The sequence below is a fragment of the Paenibacillus sp. URB8-2 genome, assembly GCF_013393385.1.
Lineage (GTDB): Bacteria > Bacillota > Bacilli > Paenibacillales > Paenibacillaceae > Paenibacillus_AQ.
In genome coordinates, this window is the sequence record NZ_AP023239.1 from 472,162 (window position 1) to 499,153 (window position 26,992).

Consider the following 26,992-nt stretch of genomic DNA (forward strand, 5'->3'; position numbering starts at 1 on the left):
GATGAAATGAAGAATTATGGAACGGTACTTTGCGTTGGTGAGTTGTTAATCGATTTCTTCTGCACGGATGTGGATGTCAATCTTGTTGACGGACAGCATTTCTCGAAGCAAGCGGGCGGGGCTCCGGCCAATGTCAGCGCGGCGATCGCCAAGCTTGGGGGGAACGCGTCCTTCCTGGGCAAAGTCGGAGACGATCCTTTCGGCAAGTTCTTGAAGCAGACGCTGGATCAGGAACGTGTCGACACTTCCATGTTGTTGTTCGAACAGGGAACGCCGACAACGCTGGCCTTTGTTTCGCTGCAAGGCAACGGGGAGCGCGACTTTGTGTTCAACCGCGGCGCGGACAGACTGGTGACTCCGGAAGATCTGGACAAAGAGCAGATCAAACAGGCGGCAATCGTTCATTTTGGCTCCGCAACGGCATTATTAAATGATCCTTTCAGACAGACTTATCTGGAGCTGATGGACGAAGCGAAGGACAATGGGCAATTTATCTCCTTTGATCCGAACTACCGGGGCGACCTTTGGAAAGGCAGAGAAGAGGAGTTTATCAGCCTTTCCAAGGAAGGCATCCAGAAAGCTGATTTCGTCAAATTGAGCGAGGATGAATTGAAAATCGTCAGCGGCGAGTCTGATCGTAAGTCTGCACTGGACATTTTGCATGGCTGGGGAGCCAAGACGGTAGCCGTTACCCTTGGAAAAGAGGGCACACTGATTTCGACCGGCGCCACCAGAACCCTGATCGACAGCATCAAGGTGAAATCCATTGATTCCACCGGGGCGGGAGACGCTTTTATCGGAGCGGTGCTGTTCCAGATCAGCGGGCTGGAGCAGCCGAAGGAATTCGCTCAAGATTTTGAGCAGCTTCAGAGCTTTGTGACGCTTGCCAACCGGGTCGGAGCTATCGTATGCACCAAAGTCGGAGCAATCGCGGCGCTGCCTACATTGGAAGAGGTTAACCGTTTTGCTTCACAGGCTGATTCGACAATTGAAGTTTAAGCTTGGTTTAAACGTGGTTCTCCGGTGATTCGGGGGGCCGCGTTTTTTTATTTTGTTATTGGAAACGGATAAGGCAGGAAAAAATTTCATCAAATAAAACTTTGAACTGAACGGTTGGGCCGGGTAAACTCTTCTTAAGACACAACGGGAGGATGCGCCATGTTTGGATTTTCTAAAAAGAAAAAAGCCGCTGAGTTAATCGAACTTATGGCTCCTTTAAATGGAAAACCGTTACCGCTGAAAGATGTGCCGGACCCCGCATTTTCAAGCGGTACGATGGGGGGAGGGCGAGCGATTCTGCCATCGGAAGGAAAAGTAACGGCGCCTTGTCCGGGGACGGTTGTTCATATTATGGAGAAAAGCAAGCACGCCCTTCTACTTGAGCATGAAACCGGATTTCTGGTGTTGATTCATGTAGGCATTGAAACCGTATCGCTAAAAGGAGAAGGCTTCTTCCCACGCGTCAACGTAGGCGATAAAGTGACGACCGGCCAGACGCTGCTTGAGTTCGATATACAGACTATTGAAAAGGCGGGGCTGTCGGCTATTACTTCGATTATTATACCTTGCGGCCAGGAAATGATCGAAAGCGTAGAGTTCACCGAGGATTCGGCCCTCCGCGAGGATGATCCTTTTATCCGTATTTTGCTGAAGAACCGATAAAAATATAGGATCAGGTGAAATTTAAGGTGTTTTTCAGCTTTTGGTCAGGTTATTTTCAGGTTCGGGGTGTATATTGAATTTACCAAACACCCCCCAGTGTTTTGTGAATATACTTTTACGGTCCTGTCGACTCCCACGGCAGGGCCGGTTTTTTTTAAAGGAGGACTTTTTTTAAAAAAAATCAATGGAATTTCTGAACAGGAAGAGATATTGTGATAAAATTCACAACGTTATATGCCAAATTGTTCTATATTAAATTTAGATAATTAAAATTAAAAATATAGGTTCAGGAAAGAGGAATGAATGATGAGAGTAGAAGGAAACTTCCGTCGCGGATTGGCTTTTGGCGTAATGTTCAGTGTTCCTTTGTGGATGTCCCTGATCGGCTGGCTGCATGTTCTGTAACCTAACTGTTTTCGGAAATGGCGAAAATTAATAATAGAGATGACTTGCGAAGGGCTGCCCGGGGATTGACGGCGGCCTTTTTTGAAATATCAGGTTAAGTATAAGCTTCGCGCTTATCCTTAACCTGATATTTTTACGAGAAACGGATGCCTTCCTCTTCCAGAGGACGGCGAAGCCGTTTCTTCTTACGTGAAAAAAAGCTCCGGCTTATTGGCCGGTTCTAATTCGTTTCCGGCTAAACCCCGGCCATGTTCAGGCTTAACCTGCCTCTGCACCGATTTTATGCAAGGCCTGGGATCATGCTATACTGTTGCGTAGCTTCCGAAAAGCGCAAGCTTTCGGAAGAATAGCGGAGCCGCGCCTGAGAATGGCGTATACGGTGGATTTTATGGGAAAGGCCGGGTGAACTGAAGTGCTGTGGAGTCTGATTGCGATTGCGGCAATTCTTATTTGTGCCGGCGGCGTAACCTATGCCGGGCTTTATTTTTACAAGGTGGCTGTTATGCGGGCCCCCAAAGTATTCATGAGCAATAATCCCGACCTAAAGAGCAACCCGCCCGTTGCGGGAGCTTCCTGGGGAGAGGGGCAGCAGTGGATTGCAAGCCAAGCCATCAAGAATGTCGAGCTGGTGTCGGACGATGGCTTGAAGCTGCGCGGATACTGGATTGCCTCGGATCGCGCCGAAGGGCGGACCGCGATTGTGGCCCACGGCTATTCAGGCAAGGGCAAGGACATGGGGGCGTACGCCAAAATCTACCGCGACGTGCTCGGATTCAATGTTCTGATTCCGGACGCCAGAGGGCATGGGGAAAGCGAAGGCGGCTATATCGGCTTTGGCTGGCACGAGCGGCGCGATTATGTGAGCTGGATTCAGCGCGTAATCGAGGAGACGGGGACGGAGGCGCAGATTGTGCTGCACGGCGTATCGATGGGCGGGGCGACGGTGCTGATGACTTCGGGGGAAGAGCTGCCGCCGCAGGTCAAGGCGGTTGTCGCCGACTGCGCCTATACCTCGGTCGCCGCCGAACTGTCTTACCAGCTGCGGAGAATGTACCGGCTGCCGAGCTTTCCCTTTCTGCAGAGCGCCAGCCTGGTGTCGCGCATCAAGGCCGGTTATTCCTTCCGCGAGGCTTCCGCGCTGAGACAGGTGCGCAGGGCGAAGGCGCCGATTTTATTTATCCACGGAGACGCCGATACCTTCGTTCCCTATTACATGATGGACGAGCTGTATGACGCCTGCGGCAGTCCCAAGGAACGGCTGGCGGTGCACGGCGCCGGGCACGGAACGGCCTACGATACAGATAAGGGGACATATATTCGCCGGGTCGCCCATTTTATCGGCAAGTATACCCAGCCATCCCCGTAAAAATGGACAGCGCCCGGAATCCGCATGTAGCGGTTACCGGGCGCTTAGTATGTTGACGGAAACGGCGATGTCCGTAAGACAGCGGGCTTCCGTTCAGTTATATTTAATCCTCCCGCCGTTCGTGAGCAACGGGCTTCTTACTCCTCATATATTTCCAGCAGCCGTATGGCGATAATAGATTCTGCATCCAAAACGACAAAAGCCCTACCTCTCTTTTGCCCTTGCGGCTCCAATGACCGCGCCAGTGTGAGTCGGAAAATCACAGGTTGAATATCGTCTCATAAATAAGGAAGAGTTGCATAAGAAAATGTAAAATTTTCAATAAAGGAAACCGATAAACACAGTAAGTTGCTCCTGTGCGATCCTTTTTTAGCGAATTTTTCATGCAGGGAAAATCAAATATTACTTTAGTATAGCACATGACAAGGTTGAATACAAACTAAATATTGAGGAAAAAGGAAAATGGAGGAGACATGAATATTTATAAATCCTTTTTAAAAAAGCAGATCCTCCATTATTTATGCGGTTCCGGGGTAGCCGTCATTGCGGGGGGCGGCCTGCTGATAGGCACCACGCTTGAGATCAGCGAAGCCGAGTATGGACGGCTGGTCCTTAATCTATGCTTTTCGTTTGTCATTATGGTGTTTGCCGAGTTGCGGCAGTTCAAAAAACATATTGAACCCGTCCGCCTCGCTTTCGCGGAGCCGGAGCCTTCGCTTGAGATGCTGAGGAGCGCCTATTTGCGGACACACCGGCTGCCGATGCTGGCGGTCAAGCGTATTTTCGGTCCTCATCTGTTCGGTCTGTCGGTGCCGTCGAGCCTTGCTGCGGTCTGGATGATTCATTCGGGACTGCTCCATCTTCCCTATATGTATATCGGTCTTGGGTTGATCGGAGCGGTATTGATTGCGAGCATGCATGCGCTGATTGAATTTTATCTGACCGAAGCGGCCATCCCCGTCCTGGTGCGGCACTTCCGGGAGGAGGCGCTGACAAGGCATAAGGTCGACTTCTCGCTGGAGGAGCACAGCTATGTGTCTATTGGCCCCAAGTTTCTGATCAGCTGTACGCTGATTGGAACCTTTCCGCTTTTTTTATTCAGCGTGATGACCCAGGTGCGGCTGGGCAGTCTCAGCGGTGCGTCGATGCGCAGCTATTGGGCGTGGGCGGGCCTTGTGGTTATGCTGGGCATTCTTTTCTCCATGATCGCCGCCCTTCTCCTCACGCGGAGCGTGCAGCGGCCCATCCAGCAGTTGTACGAGGCGATGAACGAAGTTAAAGACGGCCGTCTCCTGCAGCTGCAGAACCACTATTCGGATGAGTTCTCCCGGCTGGTGGCAGGATTCAACATGATGACTAAGGGCCTTGAGGTCCGGGAGCGCCAGAACCGGCAGATGCTGGACAGCTTGTTCACAACGCTCGCGGTGGCGCTTGACGCCAGAGATTCGTATACGGCCGGCCATTCGGTCCGCGTGGCGGAATATTCCGTCATTATCGGAAAACTCTCAGGGATGCGCGGCCAGGAGCTCGACAACCTTCACAAAAGCGCTCTTCTGCATGACATCGGGAAGCTCGGAGTACGGGACAGCGTGCTGTTCAAGGAAGGGAAGCTTACGGACGAGGAGTTCGACCAGATTAAGAGCCATCCCGTGCTCGGTGTGAATATTTTGGGCCAGATTGAGCCACAGGAGAAAATAGCGCCGTACCTCGGCGGTGTGCGTTCGCATCATGAACGTTATGACGGAAAAGGATATCCCGACGGGCTGAGCGGTGACGCCATCCCGCTGTTTGGCCGGATTATCGCGGTTGCCGACGCTTATGATGCGATGACGTCGGATCGCCCTTACCGCAAAGGCATAGCCCATGAGCAGGCGCTCGCCATATTGGAGAAAGGAAGAGGGACCCAGTGGGACCCGGAATTTGCGGCTTTGTTCTTGTCCTATTTCGGTAAAATATGCGGTTCCAGAGGCGAGGGTTATCCTGAAAAAACCGGATAATCCTTTTTTCTACAATGATAAATATACATTTTTGTGAAGTCCGCCGGAAATTGGGCAATCAAACTTTCGCTTTCATTGAAGGATTTAGAGCAGACCGTTATAATTAAAAAGTCTGGTTATTATTTAATTAAAAAATAAGGGAGAATTTTATGAAACGCGCAGATATGCTGCTGGTTGCCGTCGTATTGATTGCTGCGCTCGCTTTTCTTGTCCCCCGCTATTTCGGCACAGATGCCAAGGGGAAAGAGCTGATAGCCAATGTAACGGTGGACGGCAAGCATTACCGTACCGTAAAGCTGACCAAAGAAGAACAGACCATTGATATCCGGACGGAACGCGGCTACAACATCCTTAAAGTGCATGACTATGGCATAGAGATGTATGATGCGGACTGCCCCGACAAGGTATGTCTGGGGTTCGGATTTATTTCCCTTCCCAAGCAGACGATTGTCTGTCTGCCGCATCGGGTTCTGGTGGAAATCGCAAGTGGGGCGGGGGAGGACGAAATAGATGGGATTGTCAGGTAGCGAATCAACCCAGGCGCTGAAGAAGACGGTCATTATCGCGATCTTTTCCGCGGTTGCCGTCGTATTGGGCATTGTGGAAGCCCAAATTCCTTTATCCGCGATGGGACTGATGCCGGGGGCGAAGCTGGGCTTTGCCAACATTATGATTTTGACCTGCATTTATTTTTTGCGCGGACGCGACGCTTTTATGCTCGTTATACTGAAAACGCTTCTTACCGCTTTTATCCTGGGCACCTTCTCCAGTCTGCTGTTCAGCTTGTTCGGCTCGCTGCTCAGCTTTGCGGTCATGTTCCTTCTGATGAAGGGAGGGCGCAATCGGCTGAGTCTGATCGGGGTCAGCATCGCGGGCAGCATCGCCCATAATATCGGGCAGCTGGCTGCGGCGTCCATCGTAATGGGCACCTCAAGCATTCTGTATTATTTGCCGATCCTGCTGGTGACCGGGATTGTCACCGGCATCGCGGTCGGCTATGCGGTTCGTTATTTGGTGTCCTCATTGTCCAAAATATCGCTGTTTGAGGAATTTTTACGCTAAGCGCCTTCACAGCCGCTGGGAGGATGAACCACATGAATGAAAGGGACGGGAAGGGGCATTCCGCAGAGCATGGCCCTGACGCTATCGTGCTGAAGGACGTGTCATTCGGTTATGATCCGGAGAATCCGATCCTGCACGGCCTCTCGCTGCGCATTCCGCAGGGACAGTGGGTCAGCCTGGTCGGCGAGAGCGGCTCGGGCAAATCGACGCTGGTGAAGCTGCTGAACGCGCTGCTTCCCAAAAGCGCCGGAGAAATTACCGTGTGCGGCGAGAAGCTGAGCGAAGAAAGCATCTTAAGCATTCGCCGGACAATCGGTATGGTATTCCAGAATCCGGATAACCAGTTCGTCGGGGAAACGGTGGAGGAGGATATTCTGTTTGGTCTGGAAGGGTTGTGTCTGTCTCGGGAGGAGATGGACCGCCGTCTGCGGCTCTATGCCGGCAAGCTCGGGATTTCCGGTCTGCTGGCCAAGCACCCCGGGGAGCTGTCCGGAGGGCAGAAGCAGCGGGTCGCGATTGTCTCCATTCTTGCTATGGAGCCGGGCGTCGTCATCTTTGACGAGGCCTCTTCCATGTTGGACGAAGAGAGCAGGAACGGGCTGCTGGACATTTTGAGGGACATGCATGCCGAAGGGTATACGATTCTCATGATTACGCATGATGCCGATGAAATCCTGGCCTCGCAGCGCGTGCTCGCGCTGTGCGGAGGCGGGCTGGCGGGGGATATGACGCCGGCTGAGCTGTTCCGCAGCCCCGGGCTGATGGAAGAGTGCCGCCTGCATGCGCCGTACGCCTGGGAGCTGAGCCGCGAGCTTGAAGTCCTGGGCCTTGCGATCGGCGTTCCCGCCAGTGAAAAGGAGTTAATAGAAACGCTATGGCCATTCAACTGCAGCAAGTAAGCTATACGTATTCGGAGCGGAGTCTGTGGCGGCAGACGGCGCTGCATGGAATTGATTTCGAACTTCCCCAAGGGACGATGGTCGGCATCGCCGGAGCCACCGGCTGCGGCAAATCGACGCTGCTTCAGCTGCTCAATGGGATCTTAAGGCCGACGCAGGGAACGGTGTCGGTTCTGGATATTACGCTCCGGGCTGGGGAGAAGACGCCCAAGCTGCTGCCGCTAAGGCGGCGTGTCGGGCTGGTCTTCCAATTTCCGGAGCAGCAGATGTTCGCGGAGACGGTGGAGAAAGATCTGTGCTTCGGCCCGCTCAACTTCGGCATGAGTCCGGATGAGGCGCTGGAACGCGCCCGCCAGGCGATGCTTGATATGGGGCTGGACCTTGCGCTGCTGGAACGCAATCCGTTCCGCCTAAGCGGTGGGCAAATGCGCAAGGCGGCCATCGCTTCGGTGCTGGCCGCCGATCCCGAGATTGTCGTGCTGGACGAGCCGACGGCCTCGCTGGACCCGGTCAGCCGCAAGGAACTGATCGGGCTGCTCACGCGTCTGTGCCGGGAACGCGGGCGGACCGTCATTATCGTCACACACCGGATGGACGAGCTTCTGCCCTATGCCGACCGCTGGGTCATTCTTGACCAGGGCCGGTCCGTCTTTCAGGGCAGCGTCCGGGAACTGGCGGCGGACCCGTCTTTGCTGACGCGCTGCGGTCTGGCGGTGCCGGACTCTCTGCGCTACTGGCGGGCGGTCGCGGACCGGCTGGGTCTTGAAGACGAAGAACCGAGGCTGACGCCGGAAGGCCTGGCGGAGCTTATTGTGTCGAGGAAAAGCGGTAGTTCCGGCCGGGTTGGCGAAAAGGGGACCGGCCATGAATGATCGTTTGCTGCTCGGCAGAAGCATTGAGACCGGCTCCTGGGTGCATAAGCTGGACCCCCGGTCGAAACTCATCGGCATGCTGCTGTACGTCGCCGCCATTTTGTTGTCCCGGTCCTGGCCAGCCATGGCGCTGCTTGCCGTATTCTCGGTGGTGGTGGCGGTTTCCACCCGGATTCCACTGCAATATTATTTGAAAGCGGCCAAGCCGCTTCGATATTTAATGCTGTTTATTTTTATCGTCCAGCTGCTGACGGTCAAGGAAGGGGCGGCGCTGCTGACCATCGGCTCTTTCTCCCTTCACGAGGCCGGACTCAGGCTTGGCGTGTTCGCTGTCATCCGCACGTTCCTGCTGGTCGCCTTTACCGCGCTGCTGACGTTCACAACTACTCCGGCCCGGTTGAACCAGGGCCTGGAGGGGATATTGTCGCCGCTCCGGTTCATTGGGCTTTCTCCGAGCCGCTTTACGCTGATGGTCAGCCTCGCCCTGCGGTTCATTCCGACCATTCTGGACGAGGTGCAGATTGTTCTGAAGGCGCAGGCCTCGCGCGGCGCCGATTTAAGCGAGCTGCCGTTTAAGGAGAAAGGCCGGATGCTGGTGACGCTGCTTGTTCCCGTCATTGCCGGAGCGTTCCGGCGTGCGCAGGACCTGGTCTATTCCATGGAAGCCCGGGGCTTCCGGATGGATGCTCCCCGTTCGCGTTATCACCGTCTGAGGTGGGGCTGGGCCGATACTTTTTTTATCGCTATGTTTATTATGCTGGGCATTGCAGCTGCCATCCTGTGAATAGGAAAGCACCAGGAGAGTCTAAGGAGGAACACGAATGACGCGTTATTTTAACGGAAGAGAAATTGAACTGCTGGCTCCGGCCGGCACTTTTGAGATATTTAAAGAGGTTGTGCAATCCCGCTGCGATGCGGTCTATCTTGGCGGCCCCGTGCTGAATATGAGAATGATGCGTAAGGGCTACAATTTATCTCTGGAGGAGATTGCGGAGGCGCTGGACATCGCCCATGGTCTTGGCAAAAAGGTGTATATCACCGTCAACAACCTGTTCAGCGAACAGGAGATCGAAGAAGCCCGCGAATACCTGACTTATCTGGAGAGTGTCCGTCCGGACGCGCTGATCGTGCAGGATCTGGCGGTGCCGGAGCTGATTCGGGAAATGGGACTTACGCTGCCCATCCATGCTTCGGTTATGATGAATGTACATAATCTGGAGATGATCCACGCGCTGCACGAGCTTGGTGTAAGCCGCGTCGTCACCTCGCGGGAGATGGATCTGCAGACGGCGAAGCTGCTGGGATCAGCAAGCGGAATGGAGCTGGAGTATTTCGTCCACGGCGACATGTGCTCCGTCCACGGCGCGAACTGCTATTACAGCTCCCATGTGTTCGGGATGAGCAGTAACCGGGGCAAATGCATGAAGCCGTGCCGCTGGGATTACCGGATTAAAAAAGACGGCTACATCTTCCCTGCGGAATACCCGCTCGCGGTCAAGGATATGTTCATGTACGAGAATCTGCCCGAGCTGATCGAATCGGGAATCACCTCTTTCAAAATCGAAGGCCGCATGCGCGACAAAGATTTTATGGTCATGCTCGTCAACAGCTACGGCGAGGCAATTGACCGGTATATCGACGATCCTGCAGGTTTTGACCGGACGGTGGATTCGAAGCTGCTGTACAACAACCGCAAACGTGATTTCTCGACCGCTTATGCGTTCGGTAAGCCGGGACTCCGGAACATTAACCGGCGGTACGAAGGGACCGGCAAGTTCTACAGCACGGGCAAGGTGTTCAGTACGCCTACGGCGGAGCGCGAGCTGTCCGAAGAGCGTGTGGAGCAGCTGCGGGAACGGCTGGCGGCGGAGGGGAATCGAGAACGTGAGCGGATGAAGCCCGAGCTTGCGGTACGCGTCAACAACATGGCGCAGGCCAAGGCCGCCCTGGAAGCAGGGGTGGAGCATCTGTATCTGTCCGGCGATGTCTACGAGCCCGACCGTCCGTTCACCAAGCGCGACCTTCTGGAACTGGGCGCGATCAAAGGGGAAACGAAGCTGGTTCTGGGACTGCCGCGAATGATGACGGAGCTGCATTTTGACCAATACGACCAGCTGCTGATTCATGGAGAACGTCTCCCGATTGACGGACTGCTCGCAACGAATCTTGGCGCAATCCGCCGCTATAACAGAGCGGGATATCCGTTGATCGGTGACTCTAGCCTTAATATTTACAATACCCTTGCCGCCGGGCTGTACGCAGGGCTTGGACTTCAGCGGATTTCCGTATCGCCCGAAATGACGCTGGAGCATTTTGCTGCCTTTGCCCCCCGCTGCGCGCTGCCGCTGGAGATGGTGGTGCACGGCACGCCTGCGCTGATGTACATGGAGCATGATTTATATGAAAATACCGAAGTGATGGAACCGATCGGCGAGGAAGACAATCTCTATGTGGGCAATGACGTGCTTGTTCTGATGACCGACAAAGGGGAAAATCCGGTGTACCGCGATCAGCATGGCCGCTGCCATCTGCTGTTCTCCAAAGAGCTGTGCTATTTGCCGATGCTGGAAGAACTGAATACAGCGGGCATTTCCTGTTTCCGCATCGAGGGAGCGACCTATTCACCGGAGCAGCTGCGCGCGATCCTGAATGCTTATCGGCACGCAATAAACGGCAGTTCCGGTTCCGGAGAAGGGACGGCAGAGGGCCTGCAGCCTTTCTATGCGGGCTATACACTGGGATCATTGCAATTCAATTAACGTTTGCGGAGCGCTCTGCGGCAAGTGATTGGACGGTGTTTTCAGAAAAAGGGGGACTGGATATGAACGAGAAGGAAATGATCGGCAGAGAGGCCGTCGCGGCCAAGCGCAAACAGTTTTTTTATCCCTGTACGCAGCATTTTTACCGGAATTCGCCGCAGCTTGTCCGCGGGTCGATGCAGCATGTCTATGACGAGAACGGCAAAGAATACACCGATTTCTTCGCCGGGGTGTCGGTGGTCGCCTGCGGACACTGCAATCCGGCGATTACGGCGCGGACCATTCACCAGCTGCAGCAGCTGCAGCATACGACGACGGTGTATCTGACCCAGCCGAACGTTGATCTGGCGGAGAGGCTGGAGAAAGTGCTTCCCGGGGATTTAAGACGCACGTTCTTCGTGAACAGCGGCTCGGAGGCCAATGAGGGCGCGCTGCTGCTGGCAAGACTGCATACCGGACGCAAAGGATTTATTGCGCTGGAAAGCGGGCTGCACGGGCGGACCAATCTGACAATGAGCGTAACGGGGCTGTCCATGTGGCGGACCGATAAATATTTGGATGAGGATGTAACCTTTATCCGGCGTCCCTATGATCCCGAACTGACGCCGGAACAGGCCGCTGAGCGGTCTCTTGACGATCTGAAAAGGGTTCTTGAAGAAAAGGGAGAGACGATTGCCGCCCTGATCGCCGAACCGATCCAGGGCAACGGCGGGATGATTATGCCGGAGCTTTCGTACTTTCGCTCGGTCAAGACGCTGCTGGAGCAGTACAGCGTCCTGCTGATTGCCGACGAGATCCAGACCGGCTTCGGGCGCACGGGCGCCATGTTCGCCATGGAGCATTTCGGCGTCGTGCCGGATATCATCACGATGGCCAAGGCGCTCGGCAACGGCGTGCCGGTGGCCGCCTTTGCGGCCACCGATGAAATCGCACGTTCCCTGAATACGCCGTCCGCCTCCACCTTCGGCGGAAATCCGGTGTCGGCGGCGACGGCGCTGGCTGTGCTCGATTACATCGAGGCGGAGCGGCTTCCCGAGCGGGCGGAGCGGCTGGGCGCGAAGCTGAAGGAAGGGCTTAAAGCCCTTCAGCGCCGCTATCCGGCGCACATCGCCGATGTGCGCGGAGCAGGGCTTATGCTGGGCGCCGAGCTGCGTGTCAGCGGAGCAGCAGAAAGCGCAGCCTTTACGGATGAAGTGCTCGAAGAAATGAAAGACCGGGGATATTTGATCGGGAAGAACGGAGTGGGCCGAAATGTATTGGCCTTCCAGCCGCCGCTTGTTATTATGGAAGAAGATATCGACGGTTTGCTTAAGGCGCTGGACGAGACGCTGTCCCATATTCTTGCAGGAACAGCGCTTTCTCAGGAAATGTAGCGCAGGGCCGGAAGCAACAAGAGAAAGAATGGGGAAGAAATGCTATGGTCATTATTAATGCCTGCAAAATTGCGGCGCATAAACTCAAAATGTTCGGCGAGCTGGTCATGTTCTCGCATACGCTGTTCTCACTGCCTTTTGCCATCATATCCATGGTATGGGCAGCCGGGGGCTGGCCTTCGGGCCGTATCATGCTGTGGGGGCTGATCGCCCTTATCGGCGCTCGCAACGGCGCCAATGCGTTCAATCGTCTGGTCGACCGAACCTTTGACGGCCAGAACCCGCGAACGGCACATCGGCATCTTCCGCAGCGTCTGCTGGCGGAGAAGGAAGTTGCCGTGTTCGTTGTCGTCAACTACGCGATTTTCATAGCCGCTTCGGGAATGCTGAATCTGCTGTGCCTGATCCTCTCGCCCGTGGCGATCGTATTGATCTCAACCTACTCCTATACCAAGCGCTTCACCTACCTCAGCCATCTGTATCTGGGCTTTGTTATCGCCTCGGCCCCGATCGGCGCGTGGTTTGCGGTAACCGGGCAAATCGCTTTTACGCCTTTTGTCATCGGTACGGTCGTCATGCTGTGGATTGCCGGCTTCGATATTATATACGGCACCCAGGATATCGAATTCGACCGCCGCGCCGGACTGTGGTCCATTCCCAGCTACTTTGGACTGGAGAACGCGCTCCGCATTGCAAAGGCTCTGCATTTTATCATGATTATGCTGCTGCTCTTCCTGTATGTGTGGCGCGGACTGGGCTGGATATATCTTGTCGGCATCGGCATCGCCACCCTGCTTCTGATGACGGAGCACAACATCATCAAGCCGTCGAACCGGCGGCTGATGAAGGTAGCCTCCTACAATCTGAACCAGGTGATCAGCTTGGTCATCTTAACTTGTACGCTGGTTGATTACTTCTATGTAAGCTGAGCCATCTATGCGTCCCGGTAGTCAAAAAGGAAAAGGAGAATTAAAAAAGGCGGATACTCCATCGCAGGAGTATCCGCCTTTTCGTATGATTTAATGCTTGGGAGGTTCAGCGGTCCCTTCCCGCAAAGAACGCAATCAGCGTCTCCAGATCGGCATGGGCCGGATAGGAGGACAACCGCTTCGCAATGACGGCCGCCTGCTCCAGATAATGGCGGCTCATTTCTTCCGTGCGGGCGAGCGCACCGCTGCCGGAGATGGCCGCCAGAGCTTCCTCGATGTCGGCTTCCGGAGATTCGGGGCCGACGCAGCGGATGCGCGCAGCAAGCTCGGGGTCCTGCAGCGCGTAAAGTACGGGAAGAGTGACCTGGCCGTGGCGCAGGTCACTGCCGGCAGGCTTGCCGAGCGTCTCTGACGATTGGGTGAAGTCCAGCAGATCGTCCTGTATCTGAAAGGCGATGCCGAGCGCCTCGCCGAAAGCATACAAAGCGGCAGCCGTTTCCTCCGTGCATTCGGCCGACAGGGCTCCCACGCGAAGGCAGGTCGCCATCAGAAGAGCCGTTTTGTTGAGCGATTTCTCCAGATACTGCTCCAAGGTCAGATCGTAATCATAGGCGTGCTCCATCTGCTGGTATTCCCCAATGCACAGCTGGGCGGTGGCGATGGCCGACAGATCATGAACATATTGGTTTTTATCTCCCGCATGCTTGCCTAACAGCTCGATAACCCTTGCAGACATATAGTTGCCGATATGGACGGCTGAGAGAACCCCCGTCTGAGTATGCAGGGCGGGACTCCCGCGCCGCAGCTTGGCATCATCAATGATATCGTCATGAACGAGCGAAGCCGCATGGATGAACTCGGCCGCAGCGGCCAACTGGAGCGTGCGGCGGCCCTGCCCCTTCCGGCCGAACCGGCTGCCGACAATCACCATAAGCGGGCGAAGCCGTTTGCCTCCGGAGCCGATAAGCTCCAGCACGCCTTTCGCCAGCGGTGATCCGCCGGGCACATCCTTGTCGCGCGTTACTAGACGTTCGATTTCAAGGTTAACTGTCGAAATGTCGATATTCAAGGCTTCGTGCAGCTTCATGTTGGTGCTATCCCACCTGTTCTATCGCTTTTTCCGAACGACGCTTTTTTTTAAATTCGGCATTCAGGAATTGTCCGATTAGGGTAATGAGATCCAGTTCGGCATAGTCTCCGTTAGCTATTCTGATCTGCTGCTGCTTAATAAAAGGAGCCAGAAAGACCACGGCATCCAGTTCACGGTGCTTTATGGCGAACTGAAGGTAAAAGCTATATAAATAATCTCCGTCGAGCACATTGCGGATCAAATCAGGATGATTCGCGGAGCATTCCATATGCCGGCGGGCGGCCTGCACAAGAATAATATAAATGCCCATGAAGTGCAGTTTACGGCTGTATTCCAGGTTATAGCCTTCCATTACCGAGAGCAGACCTTCGCCTTCCGCCGGAGAGAAAGGAAGCTGAATTCCGGCGATGGGCGACAATTCAGCCTGGAGCAGCCGAAGAGTATCTCCAATGAGTTGTCTGTCCACAAGATTCTCTCCTTCTTGTCGGTTTTGCGGAAGCAGTCAAACGCCTGGATCATCCTTACAAAACCTCTCTTAAATAAGGAGAGTAATGTGCCGAAAGGACACATTACTCCATAAAGTTTGTTATTAAGCTTGTATAAATCAACATAAAAAACACATAGATGACTTTTATTATTACTTTAAGGAATTGCTATTTGGGTAAGGCGGGATTGCCTGGACTGATTAAATCAACTGCTTCAGTCGGTGTACAGATACCAGCGCCTTACAAGTGGAATTTTCTTCCACTGCTTCTTAAGCCAAGGCAGAACGTAGTAATCAAGACCGAAGACGCTGCCGGAACCGCCGATGCAGGCGATTGCCGCTGCTACATACCAGAGCATTTCCGTAGCTGCCATTTTGGTCGTCCAGATCATGACGGCCATGCCTATCGTCGCTATTGAAGCGATCGCGGTGAACAGACCGACAATGAGCATGATACCCAGCACGATTTCGGCACAAACCATACCGATTTGGAACCACTTAGCGAGGAAAGTGAAGTTGCCGTCCGGTTTATAGAACATGAGATCCATGAACCAGTTCGAAATGTTGTAGATGAACTTCGGAACCGGAAGAGCGGAAACCGCTTCTTTGGCCGTATCCACTGCCGATGCCGCCGATTGGGCGTCGACCGTAGTCTTAACCGCATCTACCGCTTCGCTTGCCGCCGAAGTCGCGTCCTTAAGATATGGCGCTGCCGGAATCAGGAAAATCTTGTTCGGGTCTACCCAAATCTTTCTTAATTTGTCGATGCCCTCATACAACCACATGCCGCCAAGCAGCATGCGAAGCGGAACGAGCCAGAAGTTCGGGGAGCGCTTGGAGAAATATCCGCCGACGAAGCTTCTGCGGTTCTCCACGTGGAAGAACTCGTGCATCATATAAGTCCAAACTTTATTGAAGCCGACGACACCGGACAGATAGTAGATATTGATCATATGCTTGGCAAACATAGCCATGAATCCGGTGAGCATGAACATTTTGTTCGGAAGGCCGACATTGGCTACGCCGTAGCGGCTTCCGATCGATACCATCGTGCCGTGGAAGGCCGGTTTATATCCCTTTTTCGCGGTTCCGTTAATGTCGGCGACAATGTTGCCGGCAATCAGCGGAGCTGCAAGCTCGGCATTCTCGACCATTTGCGGAACGGGACGCTCTTCGCCTTCGACAATGTAGAAGATGTTGTCGCCGACAATATATACGTTCTTGTGGTCTACGCTTTCCAGATGCTCGTTGGTGACAATACGCTTGCGTCCTTGCTGCTGAACATCAAGTTTGCCCACAAGCTCGGAGCCTTCGACGCCTGCCGTCCAGACGATAGTGTTGGCGGCCACGACATTCTTCTCGCCGAGAGAAACGCTTCCTGTGCCCACTTCGGTGATTTTGGCGCCGGTAACGATTTCCACGTTCAGCTTGCGCAAATGCGCCTCGGCTTTACGAATCAGCTTATCGGGCAGGATCGGCAAAATTTTCGGAGCCATATCGGCAACGATCAACCGCACATCCTTCGGATCGATAAAGAACTCTTTGCACAGCTCTTCGCGGTATTCCGCCATTTCGCCTACGAGTTCAACACCGGTGAAGCCTGCGCCGACGATAACGAAGGTCAGCATGGAACGGCGGACTTCCGGATTCTTTTCTTTGGCCGCCTGCGTGAACATGTCACGGATTTGGAGTTTCAGTGCAACGGCGTCGTCATAGGACCAGAAAGAGAAGGTGTTCTCTTCTGCGCCGGGAATTCCGAAGAAGGTCGGCTTGCTGCCTGTACCGATTACGAGGTAGTCGTATTCGTAGACTGCCTTCTCGGACGTAAGTTTCTTGCCTTTGAAGTCGATATTGCTGATCTCATCAAGGACAACGTCCACTTTGAGGCCGGCAAAAATTTTCTTCAGGTCAATCTTGATCGAATCCTCTGGAGCGCGGTTCGCGGAGACCTCATGCAGCTCAGTCAAGAGAGTATGATAAGGGTTCCGGTCGATCAGCTTGATTTCAATGTCTTTGTTGTTTTTTAATTTCTTTGCGAGCTTTTTGGCTGTAAGTACACCGCCGTATCCGCCGCCAAGAACTACTATTCTTTTCAAAAGAAACTCACCTCGTTTGTCTGATTAGCTGCAGGAGGAACCGCGAATTACTTCGCTTGTTCGAGTGCTTTTTCTGCCAGGGTCCAATATTCGCCTACGCTGACGGATACGCCGGAGATTGCATCGGTTTTTCCTTCGGCGTTAAACGCGGGAGCCGCGCCTTGGTTGGCCAGGTAATATTGTTCGGCTTTGGCAATTTCCTCATGCCATTCGGCCAGGGCTGCAGGATTTTTTTCCTTCATGCCGTACTTGCCGTCTTTGGAGAACTGCTGCTTGTCATTGCCGTCTTTGTCGACACCGGAGAATTTAACGGCGGACACGGCTCCGTTCGCAACCGTAACTTCGGCAGTAGATTTCCAGCCGCTCTTGGCGTCCATTTCGCCTTCGGCTTTATATACGCCGTCTTTGTACTGCGCGGCAGCTGCGGATGCGGCAGGAGCTGTGCTGGCGGCAGGAGCCGTGCTAGCAGCAGGTGCTGTGCTAGCAGCAGGTGCTGTGCTGGCAGCCGGAGCTGTGCTGGCGGCAGGAGCGCTGTTGTTGCTGCCACAGCCTGCGGCAAGCAAGCCGAGAAGCAGGGCGCTGGATACTACTACAGTTGTTTTTTTCACGTGAATGACCTCCAAAAATAGTTTAAAATATATATATTAAAATGTAAAAGTGCGACAAGAAGCAGCATTTTCCAAATAGGAGAAATTCTATCGATTAGTCCGAGCTTCTAAATATTTTGCCTTATGACAGTATAGAGGCAAGGTGCCTGAGATGTACAGGTACTCCCGCCCAAAACTGCGTCCACCGCAAGGAGTAAAATGAAAACGATTAGTACCTGTCGTGAGACAAAAACATCGTGAGTAAGACGTTAGGTTGCAAGAGGGTTAAATGTATCCTGTCTAGTTAGTTCTATACGAAGGCAGGGCTAGGGAGAGAGGATCAAAAGGGTCTGTGTGTAACTTCGCTTTTATATGGAAAAGTATATGCAGTCTATGGTTAGCTATGTTGGTGAAAAGGGAAATATGCCGTCCTAGCGGTATTAGCCCGTGTCAGGACTGAGGAAAACCTAAAGTAGCCAAGCGAATTCTCGTAAGCATCGTAATTTAAAACACAGGAAAAGAACTGATACCTGTGACCAGGGAGAACGTCGTCTTTTTACTACGGCCCGTTACATCCACAAAAACCCTGCGGTGTAGAGAGAAAACCTACGATCTTCGTATCTGATCAATGCTGAACTTGGTAAGCCCTTTAAAGTCCGGGTTTTACTCGGTAAGTCAATCGTAAGGGAGACCGAATTCTTTAGAGGGTAAAGGATGTATGAAAAAGCAAATGCCAGTGGAGCGAAAGCTTAGTCGAAAGGAAATAAGACGCTGGATAAGGGCTTGTGCCCTACCCGAAAGGGAAGCCCACTTCATACAGGTATGCAACACGGATGGAAAACGAAACGCAACGAAACTCATAACAGGAGGAAATGTGTGATGAATACCGTATCATGCAACTCTACACGGTCCGCTGTTCCTCCGCTTACGGATTGGTCGGATGTGGATTGGCATTTTATCGAAACGTACGTGAGGAAGTTGCAACAGCGAATCTACCGTGCCGAGTCTCAAGGCAATGCAAGGAAGACAAGAAATTTGCAACGGCTTCTCATTCGTTCAAGAGCTGCTTTACTGTTAGGCATAAAACGGGTAACCCAGATCAATCAGGGGAAACGGACGGCAGGGGTTGACGGATATAGAGTGCTGTCGCCTGCAGCCAGGGTCGATCTCTACAACAAGATGAAGGATCAACATCTTTCAAATCATAACCCCAAACCGACACGGCGCACTTATATTCCGAAGAAAAATGGCAAGCTCCGTCCTCTAGGGATTCCGACGGTCAAAGATCGTGTGTGGCAATATGTGGCTAAACTTGCATTAGAGCCGCAGTGGGAGGAACGTTTTGAATCCATATCGTATGGATTCCGCCCTAAGAGAAGCATTCACGATGCTGTGGGGGCTATCTTTATTAAGCTTAACGGGCGAAATAATAAAAAAAAGTGGGTATTCGAGGGAGATTTTAAAGGCTGTTTCGACAATCTGGATCACTCTTATATCTATGAACAGATAAAAACGTTTCCGACCGCACGCACGATAAAAAAATGGCTACAAGCAGGATACATCGACAATGGAGTATTCCACAATACGGAGGCAGGTACGCCACAAGGGGGGATCATTTCGCCGCTATTGGCAAACATTGCTCTCCATGGAATGGAAAAAGAGGTTGGGGTCCAATACCAGTTTGTAAAACCCTATTCGGCTCATCCCGAAGGCTTCTGGAAAGTAAGCACACCCTACTCCGTGGTCCGATATGCTGATGATTTTGTGATTCTATGCGAAACGAAAGAGGAAGCTGCTTCTATGTATGATAGGCTAAAGCCGTATCTTCAAAAACGCGGCCTAACGCTGGCAGAAGATAAAACTAAAGTGACCAACGTTACTGAAGGCTTCGATTTCTTAGGTTTCACATTCCGAAAATGGGAGACGCATAAACGCATCCTAGATACCAATACAGGCTATAAACAATCCCTAACCTACTATAAGACCCTTGTGAAACCTAGCAAGAAGAGTGTTAACAAAGCGAGAGCGGATCTAAAAGAGGTATTCAAGGTCACGCGCGGAAGCAGTGTAGATGACCTGATCAAAAAATTAAACCCAATTCTTCGTGGAAAAGCGAACGTTTGGAAACACACGGTTAGCAAGAAAACTCTCGCAGCAATGGACTATTATATCTGGATCAAAGTAAAGACATTCCTGAAAGCATTACACCCTAAGAAATCGCAAAAATGGATCGTAAGCAGGTATTTCAGATCAGACGTAACAGGACAGAGCAAAAACGCTTGGATTCTATCCTCACCAAATCAAAAGTACCTGCAATTGGTCAAAATGGCATGGACCGAAAATATCCGACATGATCTCGTTAAATTTAAAGCGACTCCGTTTGATCCCTGTCTAGGGTCTTACTATAGGGCGCGTGCTGTAAAAAACTTTAACAGTAATAACATCGCAAGCAGGCAAAAACTTGCCAAAAAGCAAAAGTACAAATGCCCGCTATGCGGAATGTCACTAGTTGAAACCAATGAAAGTTATGAAGTGCATCACCGTAAGCCGAGAGTACACGGCGGGGACAACAGCTACAAAAACCTGTGGCTAGTCCACAGTTCTTGTCACACAGAACACCACCGAATCTTTCCTGCTAAAGGTCCTATTCCGACAGGTAAACAGCTTCTTGCGCATAAGAGAAGACTAGCTTATTTAAGACGAATGAATGGGAACGAAAGATCCTATTTCAATTGATTCTGTCCATGCAAAGCCAGAGACAAAGATAAAAGCATACTTGAGCCGTATGTCTTGAAAGAGACACGTACGGTTCTTAGGGGGGAAAGGGGTAGTAATATCCCTGCCCTACCCGACCATTTAAATATCATTGAAAGTGACAAATATCACCTTGCGAATGATAAATGTCACTTAGGTTTGGGACTTTAGCCTATTTTATTGTTATCGGAATAGGACCATCAGAAAGTGATAGAGAAAATTTATAGTGTTTTAAGATTGCGTCGACGGAATATTAGCATATCCTCTCAAATTCATCATGTGAATTTTGTCACTTACTAAGACAACGCTTTACTTACTGCACAATTATATCGAAGTTTTAAATAAATTGATAGATTAATTTTATAATTTAAGAGAGGAATATGTGACAAAATCCGACTCGGTTCGTTTTTTCATTAAAAATGAAAGCCGATTCATCAAGCCGATTCACCCGAAAAGTGAAGGGGTAATCTTACTGTAAGGAAATAATGCCATTTCAAGGAAGCTGCCGAAAAGAATATAGCTTGGGGTGCTCTTTCCGCGATTGATGCCGGGTCTGTGAGATGAAACCGATCAATATTTTTCGATAAGGAAGGCGATGTCTATGTATAAATCCCATGTGATTGCCGGGAGGATTCTCGAAATCCGCGATGACCATGTGCTTACCCAGCAGGGTGATGTCATTTGCAGCTACCACTCCAGGTATTATTTGCTGCCGGATGAAGAGGCATGGACAGAAACGCTGAGCAACACCCAAGACCTTCCTGATACGCCGTTGGAGCCCCTTAAAAAGCATCACCGGTTTATGGGAATCGGCAAACGCTGGAACATAGCCATACCCCGCTTTCTCCATATGAAGAAGAGCGCAAATCGAATCTGATCTGCGCTCTTCCGCTTTAAGCCTGAGCGCCTCCATAATTAAAATTTATGGTTAATTATGGTAGTGTATAGATTGATGTATTATTTGGCGTTTCATGGGAGTGAGTTCTATGGAATACATAAAAATATTTTTTATAAATACGGCGCTGCTGATAACTTTAGCCTATCTGGCGAACTTGGTGTTTAAGCATACCATTTCCCGTACTTCTGAACAGACCAAGCAGGCAGCCTGGATCATAATGGCGATATTCGCAGGCTGGCTCAGCTCTTTTTTCGGGTATAGGCTGGATGATAATGTTATTTTCGATTTGCGTTACGTTCCGCTGATTATCTCCGCCATCGCTTATCCGCAGCCGCTGCTTCTGATTCTGATCGGGGTAATCACCGGCCTGATGCGCTTTGCGTTCGGCATTAATGCGGCTGCTGCGGCGGGAATGATCAATTTGTCCATTTTGGGATTGATTTGCGCGGCTCTTTCTCCTTGGATTCGCCGTTCCCCCGTATCCATGATTGCCAAGGGTTTGGTTGTCGTTCTGACGGTCAACTTCTTTAACGCGGTCAACATCATCATATTCGGAGTCATTCCCTTCTATGAATATGTATCAAAGATTATGCCGGTCACGTTCCCGGCGGGGATGGCGCTCAGCATTCTGTTTGCGCTGATTGCCCGCGATTTCCATCTGGAGCACCGGCGTATGCTGGAGATTGAGCAGGTCAATGCGCTGCTCTCTGAACAGACGAAAGAGCTTCACAAGAACAAAATCATTCTGGAAGAACGGGCGAAGCAGCTTATGCTGGCTTCTCAATATAAGTCGGAATTTTTGGCGAATATGTCGCATGAGCTGCGCACTCCCCTGAACGGGATTATCAATCTATCGGAGCTTATCGCGGAGAACGACGATTCGATCGGCAGAGAGGAGATTCAGTCTTACGGCAGCCTTATTCACAGCTCCGGTAAGGAACTGCTGCTACTGATCAACGATATTCTGGATTTATCCAAGGTGGAGGCGGGGAAGCTGGAGATCGTGCGCGAGGAGGTCAATGTCAGCGAGCTTCCCGCGCTGCTCTTTGAACAGTTCGATGTTGTCGCGAGGCAGAGAGGACTTGATTTTACCATTAAGCTGGAGGAGGACCTGCCGGAGACAATGGTCTCCGATCCGCAGCGGATGCAGCAAATTCTGCGCAATCTGCTCTCGAACGCGTTCAAATTTACCCATAAGGGCGGCGTCTCGCTGACCGTCCGGCGGGAGAAGCGCCGGCAGGGGGCGCGAGAAGGATACTGGATTGTATGGGAGGTAATGGACACCGGCATTGGCATCGCGAAGGACAAGCATCTGAGCATCTTCGAGGCGTTTCAGCAGGCGGACGGGACGATCAGCCGGCAGTACGGAGGAACCGGTCTGGGCTTATCCATCAGCCGGGATCTTGCCCGGTTGATTGGCGGTTTTATTACGCTTCAGAGCCAGGAGGGGAAGGGCAGCGCGTTCTCTCTGTACCTGCCGGCAGCCGGACAGGACAAGGCATAAAAACTCCAATTTTATTTGTAAGTCTGACGTATTGACGCTAGGCCGAAGCGGAGTAGAATGGAGCAATAGCCGCGTCAAAGGAGTGTTGCCGTTACGATCAACATCATGAGAAACCGCCCCGAAGCCTCTCCTCCCAAAAGAAGGGGCCGCAAGTTTTCGACATACCGGAGAAATCTGCATATGGCCACATGGGAAGGCGTACCTTCAACCATTTTTCAGGTGTTGCTTCAGGGGCAGTTTTTGACCGGTTTCCTGCTGTATCTCGGCGCGACTTCTGGACAGATCGGTTTTGTGATTGCGCTTACCACGCTGGTGAATGTCGCGCAAATCGGCGTAGCCTTTCTGATTCAGCGGCTTCCCAGCCGCAAGTGGGCGCTCGTTGCCTTTGTCTCCATCCACCGGCTGCTGTGGGCCTCTACCGGACTTGTCCCGTTTCTTTTTCCCCGTCCCTTTTGGGTTAGCGCCTTCATTGGGCTGTACGCCCTTGCTTTTATAGCGAATACCGCCGGCGCTGTGCTGTGGAGCTCGGTTATCGGCGATTTGGTTCCGCCGCGTGTGCGGGGCCGTTACTTTGGTATCCGCAACACCCTGCTGAATGCTTTGGGGAGCCTTGTCGTATATGGGGGAGGCGTGGTTTTAGACCGCTACCCGGAAGCGCAGGGATTTCTGATCTTGTATATCGTGGTGTGGATATTTTCCACGGCCAATATTGTTGTGTTCTTCTTTTATCCCGACGTGCCTTTTGAGAAATCGGATGAAAGAAAGTTTTTGCCGATGTTTAAGAAACCGCTTCACGACGGACTGTTTATGAAGTCGACGCTGTTTCTCTCGATCTGGCTGCTGCTGCAAAATGTGACCGTTCCGCTGTATTCCTATGTCATGCTCCAGCTGATGGACATCAATTACCAAACGCTTTCGCTTCTTAACGTGTCCCAGACCGTGTTCATGATGGCGAGCTTCTATTTCTGGGGGAATCTGAATGCGAGGTACAGCAACAAGCGCCTTCTCTTCTGGACGCTGCCCATCATCGCCGCTTCATCGCTGCTGTGGGGGCTGTTGTCCGTCTTTCCGACACTTCCGGTGCTGTTCGCTGCGCATATCGTGTTCGGAGTGGGAGTAGGCGGATTTAACCAGCTGGCCTTCAATTTCATTATCGGGGATACGCCTAAAAAAGAGCGTCCGATGTATATGGCGATGTACGCGGCGCTAACCGGGCTGGCGTCGTTCTTTGGACCGCTGATCGGCGGGAAAGTGTATGAGTGGATCGTAGGATGGCCGCATGGGTTTCAGGTGTACGGAATGCAGCTTATCGTAGGGGGGCTGATGATCGCGCTGATCGCGCTGCTGGGGCGCCGTATATTGAAGGACGTCTAAACCCGGCGCGGACTTGTGCGGATGAGATTCCCGGCTATTATAACCGAAGGAGAATGTTCATGAACAAAACGGCAATGGTGCTTGGAGCCACCGGACTCGTTGGAAAGGCGGCTGTGGAGCAGCTTCTGCGTGAAAATTGGAAGGAAGTGCGGGTGCTCGTTCGCAGGCCGCTCGCACTCCGCCATGACAGGCTCAAGCAGACAGTAACCGACTGGGAGCGGCTGGAGCGGTACGGCGATCTGTTCGAAGGAACGGACGCCGTATTCTGCTGTCTCGGGACGACGATCAAAAAGGCCGGATCGCAGAAAAATTTCGAGCGCGTCGATCTGGAATATCCCCTGAAGGCGGCAGAGCTTGCCCGGAAAGCCGGAGTCGGACAATTTCTGGCGGTATCCTCCATGGGGGCGAATCCGCATTCGCGCAATTTCTACAGCCGGACCAAAGGCCGGATGGAAGAAGGCTTAAGCCGGTCGGGCTTTCCGGGGCTGCACCTGTTCCGCCCGTCCTTGCTGCTGGGAGAGAGGGAGGAGTCCAGACCTTTGGAGCGTTCCGCCGCCTGGCTCATGACCAAGCTGGATTTTGTTATGGTCGGCAGGGCGGCCAAGTACCGTGCTATTAAGGGAGAGACCGTATCGCGTGCCATGGTCCATATTGCTGCGGCTGATCCGAAGGGACTGCATATCTACCCGAATGACGTCATTGGGGTGCTTGGAAAGGACTTTGCCGCCGAGTCCGATCCGGCTTGGGACGATGAGAAAGGTTTGCAATAAAGAGAGAGAACGATTTACAATGATGACGTAAATAGATGAATGGGAGGAAATTGAGAGATGAGCAAAAAGCAGGTAGCTACGTCTAAAGCGCCGGGGGCCATCGGTCCTTACAGCCAGGCGATCACCGCCGGAAATTGGGTATACACCTCCGGTCAACTCGGATTGGACCCCGTTACGGGCGAACTGGCGGGGGATGTACAGGCTCAGGCGCGCCAGTCGCTGGCGAACGTACAGGCCATTCTGGAAGAGGCCGGAACTTCGCTGGACCACGTTGTGAAGACGACGGTATTCCTTAAGGACATGAACGATTTTGCGGCCGTGAACGAGGTGTACAGCAGCTTCTTTACGGAGCCGTATCCGGCGCGGAGCGCGGTTGAGGTCGCCCGTCTGCCTAAAGACGGACTCGTGGAGATTGAAGTTGTAGCTCGCAGAAAATAACGGCGGCACCCTATTCCCGTATTGAAATCCGGACTCCAGTCTTATAGGGGGCCGGATTGAATAAAACCTTTCCCGGCAGGACTGCGGTAACTTGGCAGGACTACGGGAAAGGTTTTTTTGTAAAAACGGGTTTCCGGTTGTTGACATTCTACCTACTAGTAGGTATACTCAAGGCAAGAGGTGAAGACATGAACCGGTCCGAGCATATTATAAACGTTGCAAATCGTCTGATTCTGGAGAAAGGGTACAGTGCTTTCAGCTATGCGGATGTAGCTGCCGAAATCGGTATCCAGAAGGCGAGTATCCATTACCACTTTCCCTCCAAAGCCAACCTGGTGCAAAATGTGGTGGGCAGGTATCGGCAGGAAGTGCGGGCAAATCTGAACAAGCTGAATTCCTTGACTGACGACCCCCGGGAGAAACTGGAACAGTATTTGTCGTACTGGGAGTCATGCCTGCGGAGCAGGGCCATGGATATTTGCCTGTGCGCGCTGCTTGCCTCCGAGATTCCGATTCTGCCCGAAGAGGTGATCGGCGAGATCCGCGGGCATTTCCGGGATTTAACCGACTGGCTGGCCCGGCTGCTGCGGGATGCGGCCGACAAGAACCGGTTCGCCGGGGATGGCGAAGCCATCGAGGAAACGGCTCATACCATTCTGGCTTGTGTACACGGCGGAATGCTGGCTTCAAGGACATTTAACGATGCAGGGCAGTTCGACATGGTGAAAAAACGTATGCTGCCATTGATTGCGGCGAAGACAGTCACGGCGTAATTTTTTTTGCAAAGAGAAAGAGGAAAATTTTTTTAAGCTGAACCTACCTACTAGTAGGTAAATATCTAAATCAAAGGAGAAGATCACATGAAAAAACCGACGATTGTATTTGTTCACGGAGCCTTTGTCACACGGGCAAGCTTTGAGCCGCTGATGGGGTATTTCAAGGACAGAGGCTTTGAAGTCTTGGCGCCGGCCTGGCCTTTCCACGGTCAGTCTGTGCCCGAGCTGCGGGACCGTCCCGAAGCCGAACTGGGCAAGCTGGGGCTTGAGAATCTGACGGAATACTATGCCGGAATTATCCGGGCGCTGCCGGAAAAACCGATCATCATCGGCCACTCCTTCGGCGGACTGCTGACGCAGCTGCTGATGGACCGCGGGCTGGGGCTGGCGGGGATCGCTATTAATTCCGCGGGCGCCAAAGGCATTGTCGCAGCCGCTTATCCGACCACGGCGCGTTCTATCTTCGGCATCCTGTCCAAACCTTGGCGCAAAACCTTTATGATGTCCTTCAAGGAGTTTCAGTACGCCTTTGTTAATACGCTTAGCAGAGCCGAGCAGGAGCGGGCTTACCGGGAGCATGTGGTGCCGGAAACGACGCGCATCTTTTTTCAGGGAGCCGTCGCCCCGTTCGCTTCAAGCAGCCCGTTCAAAGTGGACTTTAACAACGGCAGCCGCGGGCCGCTGCTGATGATTGCCGGGGAAGTGGACCGGATCGTTCCCGCCAGCCTGGTCCGCAAGAACTATGGATTATACAATCAGCAGTCCGGGGCCGTTACGGAATACAAGGAATTTTCCGGCCGCAGCCACTGGATTATCGCGCAGCCGGGCTGGGAAGAGGTTGCGGACTTTATAGACCATTGGCTGAAGAAACAGCTGCCGGCCTACATCGGGTAAGCT

24 protein-coding genes are annotated in these 26,992 nt (G+C 52.6%); 20 read left to right on the forward strand and 4 right to left on the reverse strand.

Annotation, left to right across the window (positions count from 1 at the left end):
* Window positions 1-6 precede the first annotated feature (6 nt).
* The 12 genes from PUR_RS02245 (at window position 7) to PUR_RS02300 (ending at window position 13,324) form a co-directional block, all read left to right on the forward strand.
* Complete coding sequence (locus PUR_RS02245) at window positions 7-999, forward strand: carbohydrate kinase family protein (protein WP_179033837.1); 993 nt, start codon at window positions 7-9, stop codon at window positions 997-999.
* A 159-nt stretch (window positions 1,000-1,158) separates the two neighbouring features.
* Complete coding sequence (locus tag PUR_RS02250; RefSeq protein ID WP_179033838.1) at window positions 1,159-1,662, forward strand: PTS sugar transporter subunit IIA; 504 nt, start codon at window positions 1,159-1,161, stop codon at window positions 1,660-1,662.
* Between the two features lie 820 nt (window positions 1,663-2,482).
* Window positions 2,483-3,433 carry an alpha/beta hydrolase gene (locus PUR_RS02255; RefSeq protein WP_442953822.1) on the forward strand — a complete coding sequence of 317 codons (951 nt, stop codon included), beginning with the start codon at window positions 2,483-2,485 and terminating at the stop codon, window positions 3,431-3,433.
* Between the two features lie 473 nt (window positions 3,434-3,906).
* The gene (locus tag PUR_RS02260; protein WP_179033839.1) at window positions 3,907-5,430 is read left to right on the forward strand and encodes an HD domain-containing phosphohydrolase; all 1,524 of its coding nucleotides are present in this window, start codon (window positions 3,907-3,909) and stop codon (window positions 5,428-5,430) included.
* A 149-nt stretch (window positions 5,431-5,579) separates the two neighbouring features.
* Entirely contained in the window at window positions 5,580-5,957 is a 378-nt protein-coding gene (locus tag PUR_RS02265) for a NusG domain II-containing protein (RefSeq protein WP_179033840.1), read from the forward strand.
* Complete coding sequence (locus PUR_RS02270; RefSeq protein WP_025332917.1) at window positions 5,941-6,492, forward strand: Gx transporter family protein; 552 nt, start codon at window positions 5,941-5,943, stop codon at window positions 6,490-6,492. The genes PUR_RS02265 and PUR_RS02270 overlap by 17 nt, the downstream gene beginning before the upstream one ends.
* 32 nt (window positions 6,493-6,524) lie before the next feature.
* Window positions 6,525-7,391: an ATP-binding cassette domain-containing protein gene (locus PUR_RS02275; RefSeq protein ID WP_179033841.1), complete on the forward strand. Its 867-nt coding sequence runs from the start codon at window positions 6,525-6,527 to the stop codon at window positions 7,389-7,391.
* Window positions 7,367-8,263: an energy-coupling factor transporter ATPase gene (locus PUR_RS02280; protein ID WP_179033842.1), complete on the forward strand. Its 897-nt coding sequence runs from the start codon at window positions 7,367-7,369 to the stop codon at window positions 8,261-8,263. Before PUR_RS02275 ends, PUR_RS02280 begins: the two co-directional genes overlap by 25 nt.
* Window positions 8,256-9,047: an energy-coupling factor transporter transmembrane component T family protein gene (locus PUR_RS02285; RefSeq protein ID WP_179033843.1), complete on the forward strand. Its 792-nt coding sequence runs from the start codon at window positions 8,256-8,258 to the stop codon at window positions 9,045-9,047. Before PUR_RS02280 ends, PUR_RS02285 begins: the two co-directional genes overlap by 8 nt.
* Before the next feature lie 37 nt (window positions 9,048-9,084).
* Window positions 9,085-11,022 (forward strand): peptidase U32 family protein, encoded by a 1,938-nt coding sequence (locus tag PUR_RS02290; protein ID WP_179033844.1) that lies wholly within the window; start codon window positions 9,085-9,087, stop codon window positions 11,020-11,022.
* Window positions 11,023-11,084: 62 nt separating this feature from the next.
* On the forward strand, window positions 11,085-12,395 hold the full coding sequence (locus tag PUR_RS02295) for an aspartate aminotransferase family protein (RefSeq protein ID WP_179033845.1): 1,311 nt from the start codon (window positions 11,085-11,087) through the stop codon (window positions 12,393-12,395).
* 44 nt (window positions 12,396-12,439) lie between these two features.
* Window positions 12,440-13,324, forward strand: a complete 885-nt coding sequence (locus PUR_RS02300) for a UbiA-like polyprenyltransferase (protein ID WP_179033846.1) — start codon at window positions 12,440-12,442, stop codon at window positions 13,322-13,324.
* A 106-nt stretch (window positions 13,325-13,430) separates the two neighbouring features.
* On the opposite strand, the gene PUR_RS02305 is transcribed toward PUR_RS02300, so the two are convergent.
* The 4 genes from PUR_RS02305 to PUR_RS02320 all read right to left on the reverse strand — a co-directional run bounded on the left by PUR_RS02305 (window position 13,431) and on the right by PUR_RS02320 (window position 17,602).
* The gene (locus tag PUR_RS02305; protein ID WP_179033847.1) at window positions 13,431-14,411 is read right to left on the reverse strand and encodes a polyprenyl synthetase family protein; all 981 of its coding nucleotides are present in this window, start codon (window positions 14,409-14,411) and stop codon (window positions 13,431-13,433) included.
* Window positions 14,412-14,418: 7 nt separating this feature from the next.
* Window positions 14,419-14,880: a hypothetical protein gene (locus PUR_RS02310; RefSeq protein ID WP_179033848.1), complete on the reverse strand. Its 462-nt coding sequence runs from the start codon at window positions 14,878-14,880 to the stop codon at window positions 14,419-14,421.
* Window positions 14,881-15,113: 233 nt separating this feature from the next.
* Window positions 15,114-16,994, reverse strand: a complete 1,881-nt coding sequence (locus PUR_RS02315) for an FAD-dependent oxidoreductase (RefSeq protein ID WP_179033849.1) — start codon at window positions 16,992-16,994, stop codon at window positions 15,114-15,116.
* A gap of 47 nt (window positions 16,995-17,041) precedes the next feature.
* On the reverse strand, window positions 17,042-17,602 hold the full coding sequence (locus tag PUR_RS02320; protein ID WP_179033850.1) for an FMN-binding protein: 561 nt from the start codon (window positions 17,600-17,602) through the stop codon (window positions 17,042-17,044).
* A gap of 858 nt (window positions 17,603-18,460) precedes the next feature.
* On the opposite strand from PUR_RS02320, the gene ltrA reads away from it, so the two are divergent.
* The 8 genes from ltrA (at window position 18,461) to PUR_RS02360 (ending at window position 26,989) form a co-directional block, all read left to right on the forward strand.
* A complete protein-coding gene (ltrA, locus tag PUR_RS02325; RefSeq protein ID WP_179033851.1) occupies window positions 18,461-20,317 on the forward strand; it encodes a group II intron reverse transcriptase/maturase in 1,857 nt (618 codons plus the stop codon).
* A gap of 619 nt (window positions 20,318-20,936) precedes the next feature.
* A complete protein-coding gene (locus PUR_RS02330; protein ID WP_179033852.1) occupies window positions 20,937-21,212 on the forward strand; it encodes a hypothetical protein in 276 nt (91 codons plus the stop codon).
* 109 nt (window positions 21,213-21,321) lie between these two features.
* Window positions 21,322-22,737, forward strand: coding sequence for a sensor histidine kinase (locus PUR_RS02335; RefSeq protein WP_179033853.1), 1,416 nt, complete (start codon window positions 21,322-21,324; stop codon window positions 22,735-22,737).
* 180 nt (window positions 22,738-22,917) lie between these two features.
* Window positions 22,918-24,111, forward strand: a complete 1,194-nt coding sequence (locus PUR_RS02340) for an MFS transporter (protein WP_232101683.1) — start codon at window positions 22,918-22,920, stop codon at window positions 24,109-24,111.
* A gap of 59 nt (window positions 24,112-24,170) precedes the next feature.
* Window positions 24,171-24,881 (forward strand): oxidoreductase, encoded by a 711-nt coding sequence (locus PUR_RS02345; RefSeq protein WP_179033855.1) that lies wholly within the window; start codon window positions 24,171-24,173, stop codon window positions 24,879-24,881.
* A 57-nt stretch (window positions 24,882-24,938) separates the two neighbouring features.
* Window positions 24,939-25,319 carry a RidA family protein gene (locus tag PUR_RS02350; RefSeq protein ID WP_124697214.1) on the forward strand — a complete coding sequence of 127 codons (381 nt, stop codon included), beginning with the start codon at window positions 24,939-24,941 and terminating at the stop codon, window positions 25,317-25,319.
* Between the two features lie 188 nt (window positions 25,320-25,507).
* Window positions 25,508-26,092 (forward strand): TetR/AcrR family transcriptional regulator, encoded by a 585-nt coding sequence (locus PUR_RS02355; RefSeq protein ID WP_179033856.1) that lies wholly within the window; start codon window positions 25,508-25,510, stop codon window positions 26,090-26,092.
* A gap of 87 nt (window positions 26,093-26,179) precedes the next feature.
* The gene (locus PUR_RS02360; protein WP_179033857.1) at window positions 26,180-26,989 is read left to right on the forward strand and encodes an alpha/beta hydrolase; all 810 of its coding nucleotides are present in this window, start codon (window positions 26,180-26,182) and stop codon (window positions 26,987-26,989) included.
* Window positions 26,990-26,992: the final 3 nt, after the last annotated feature.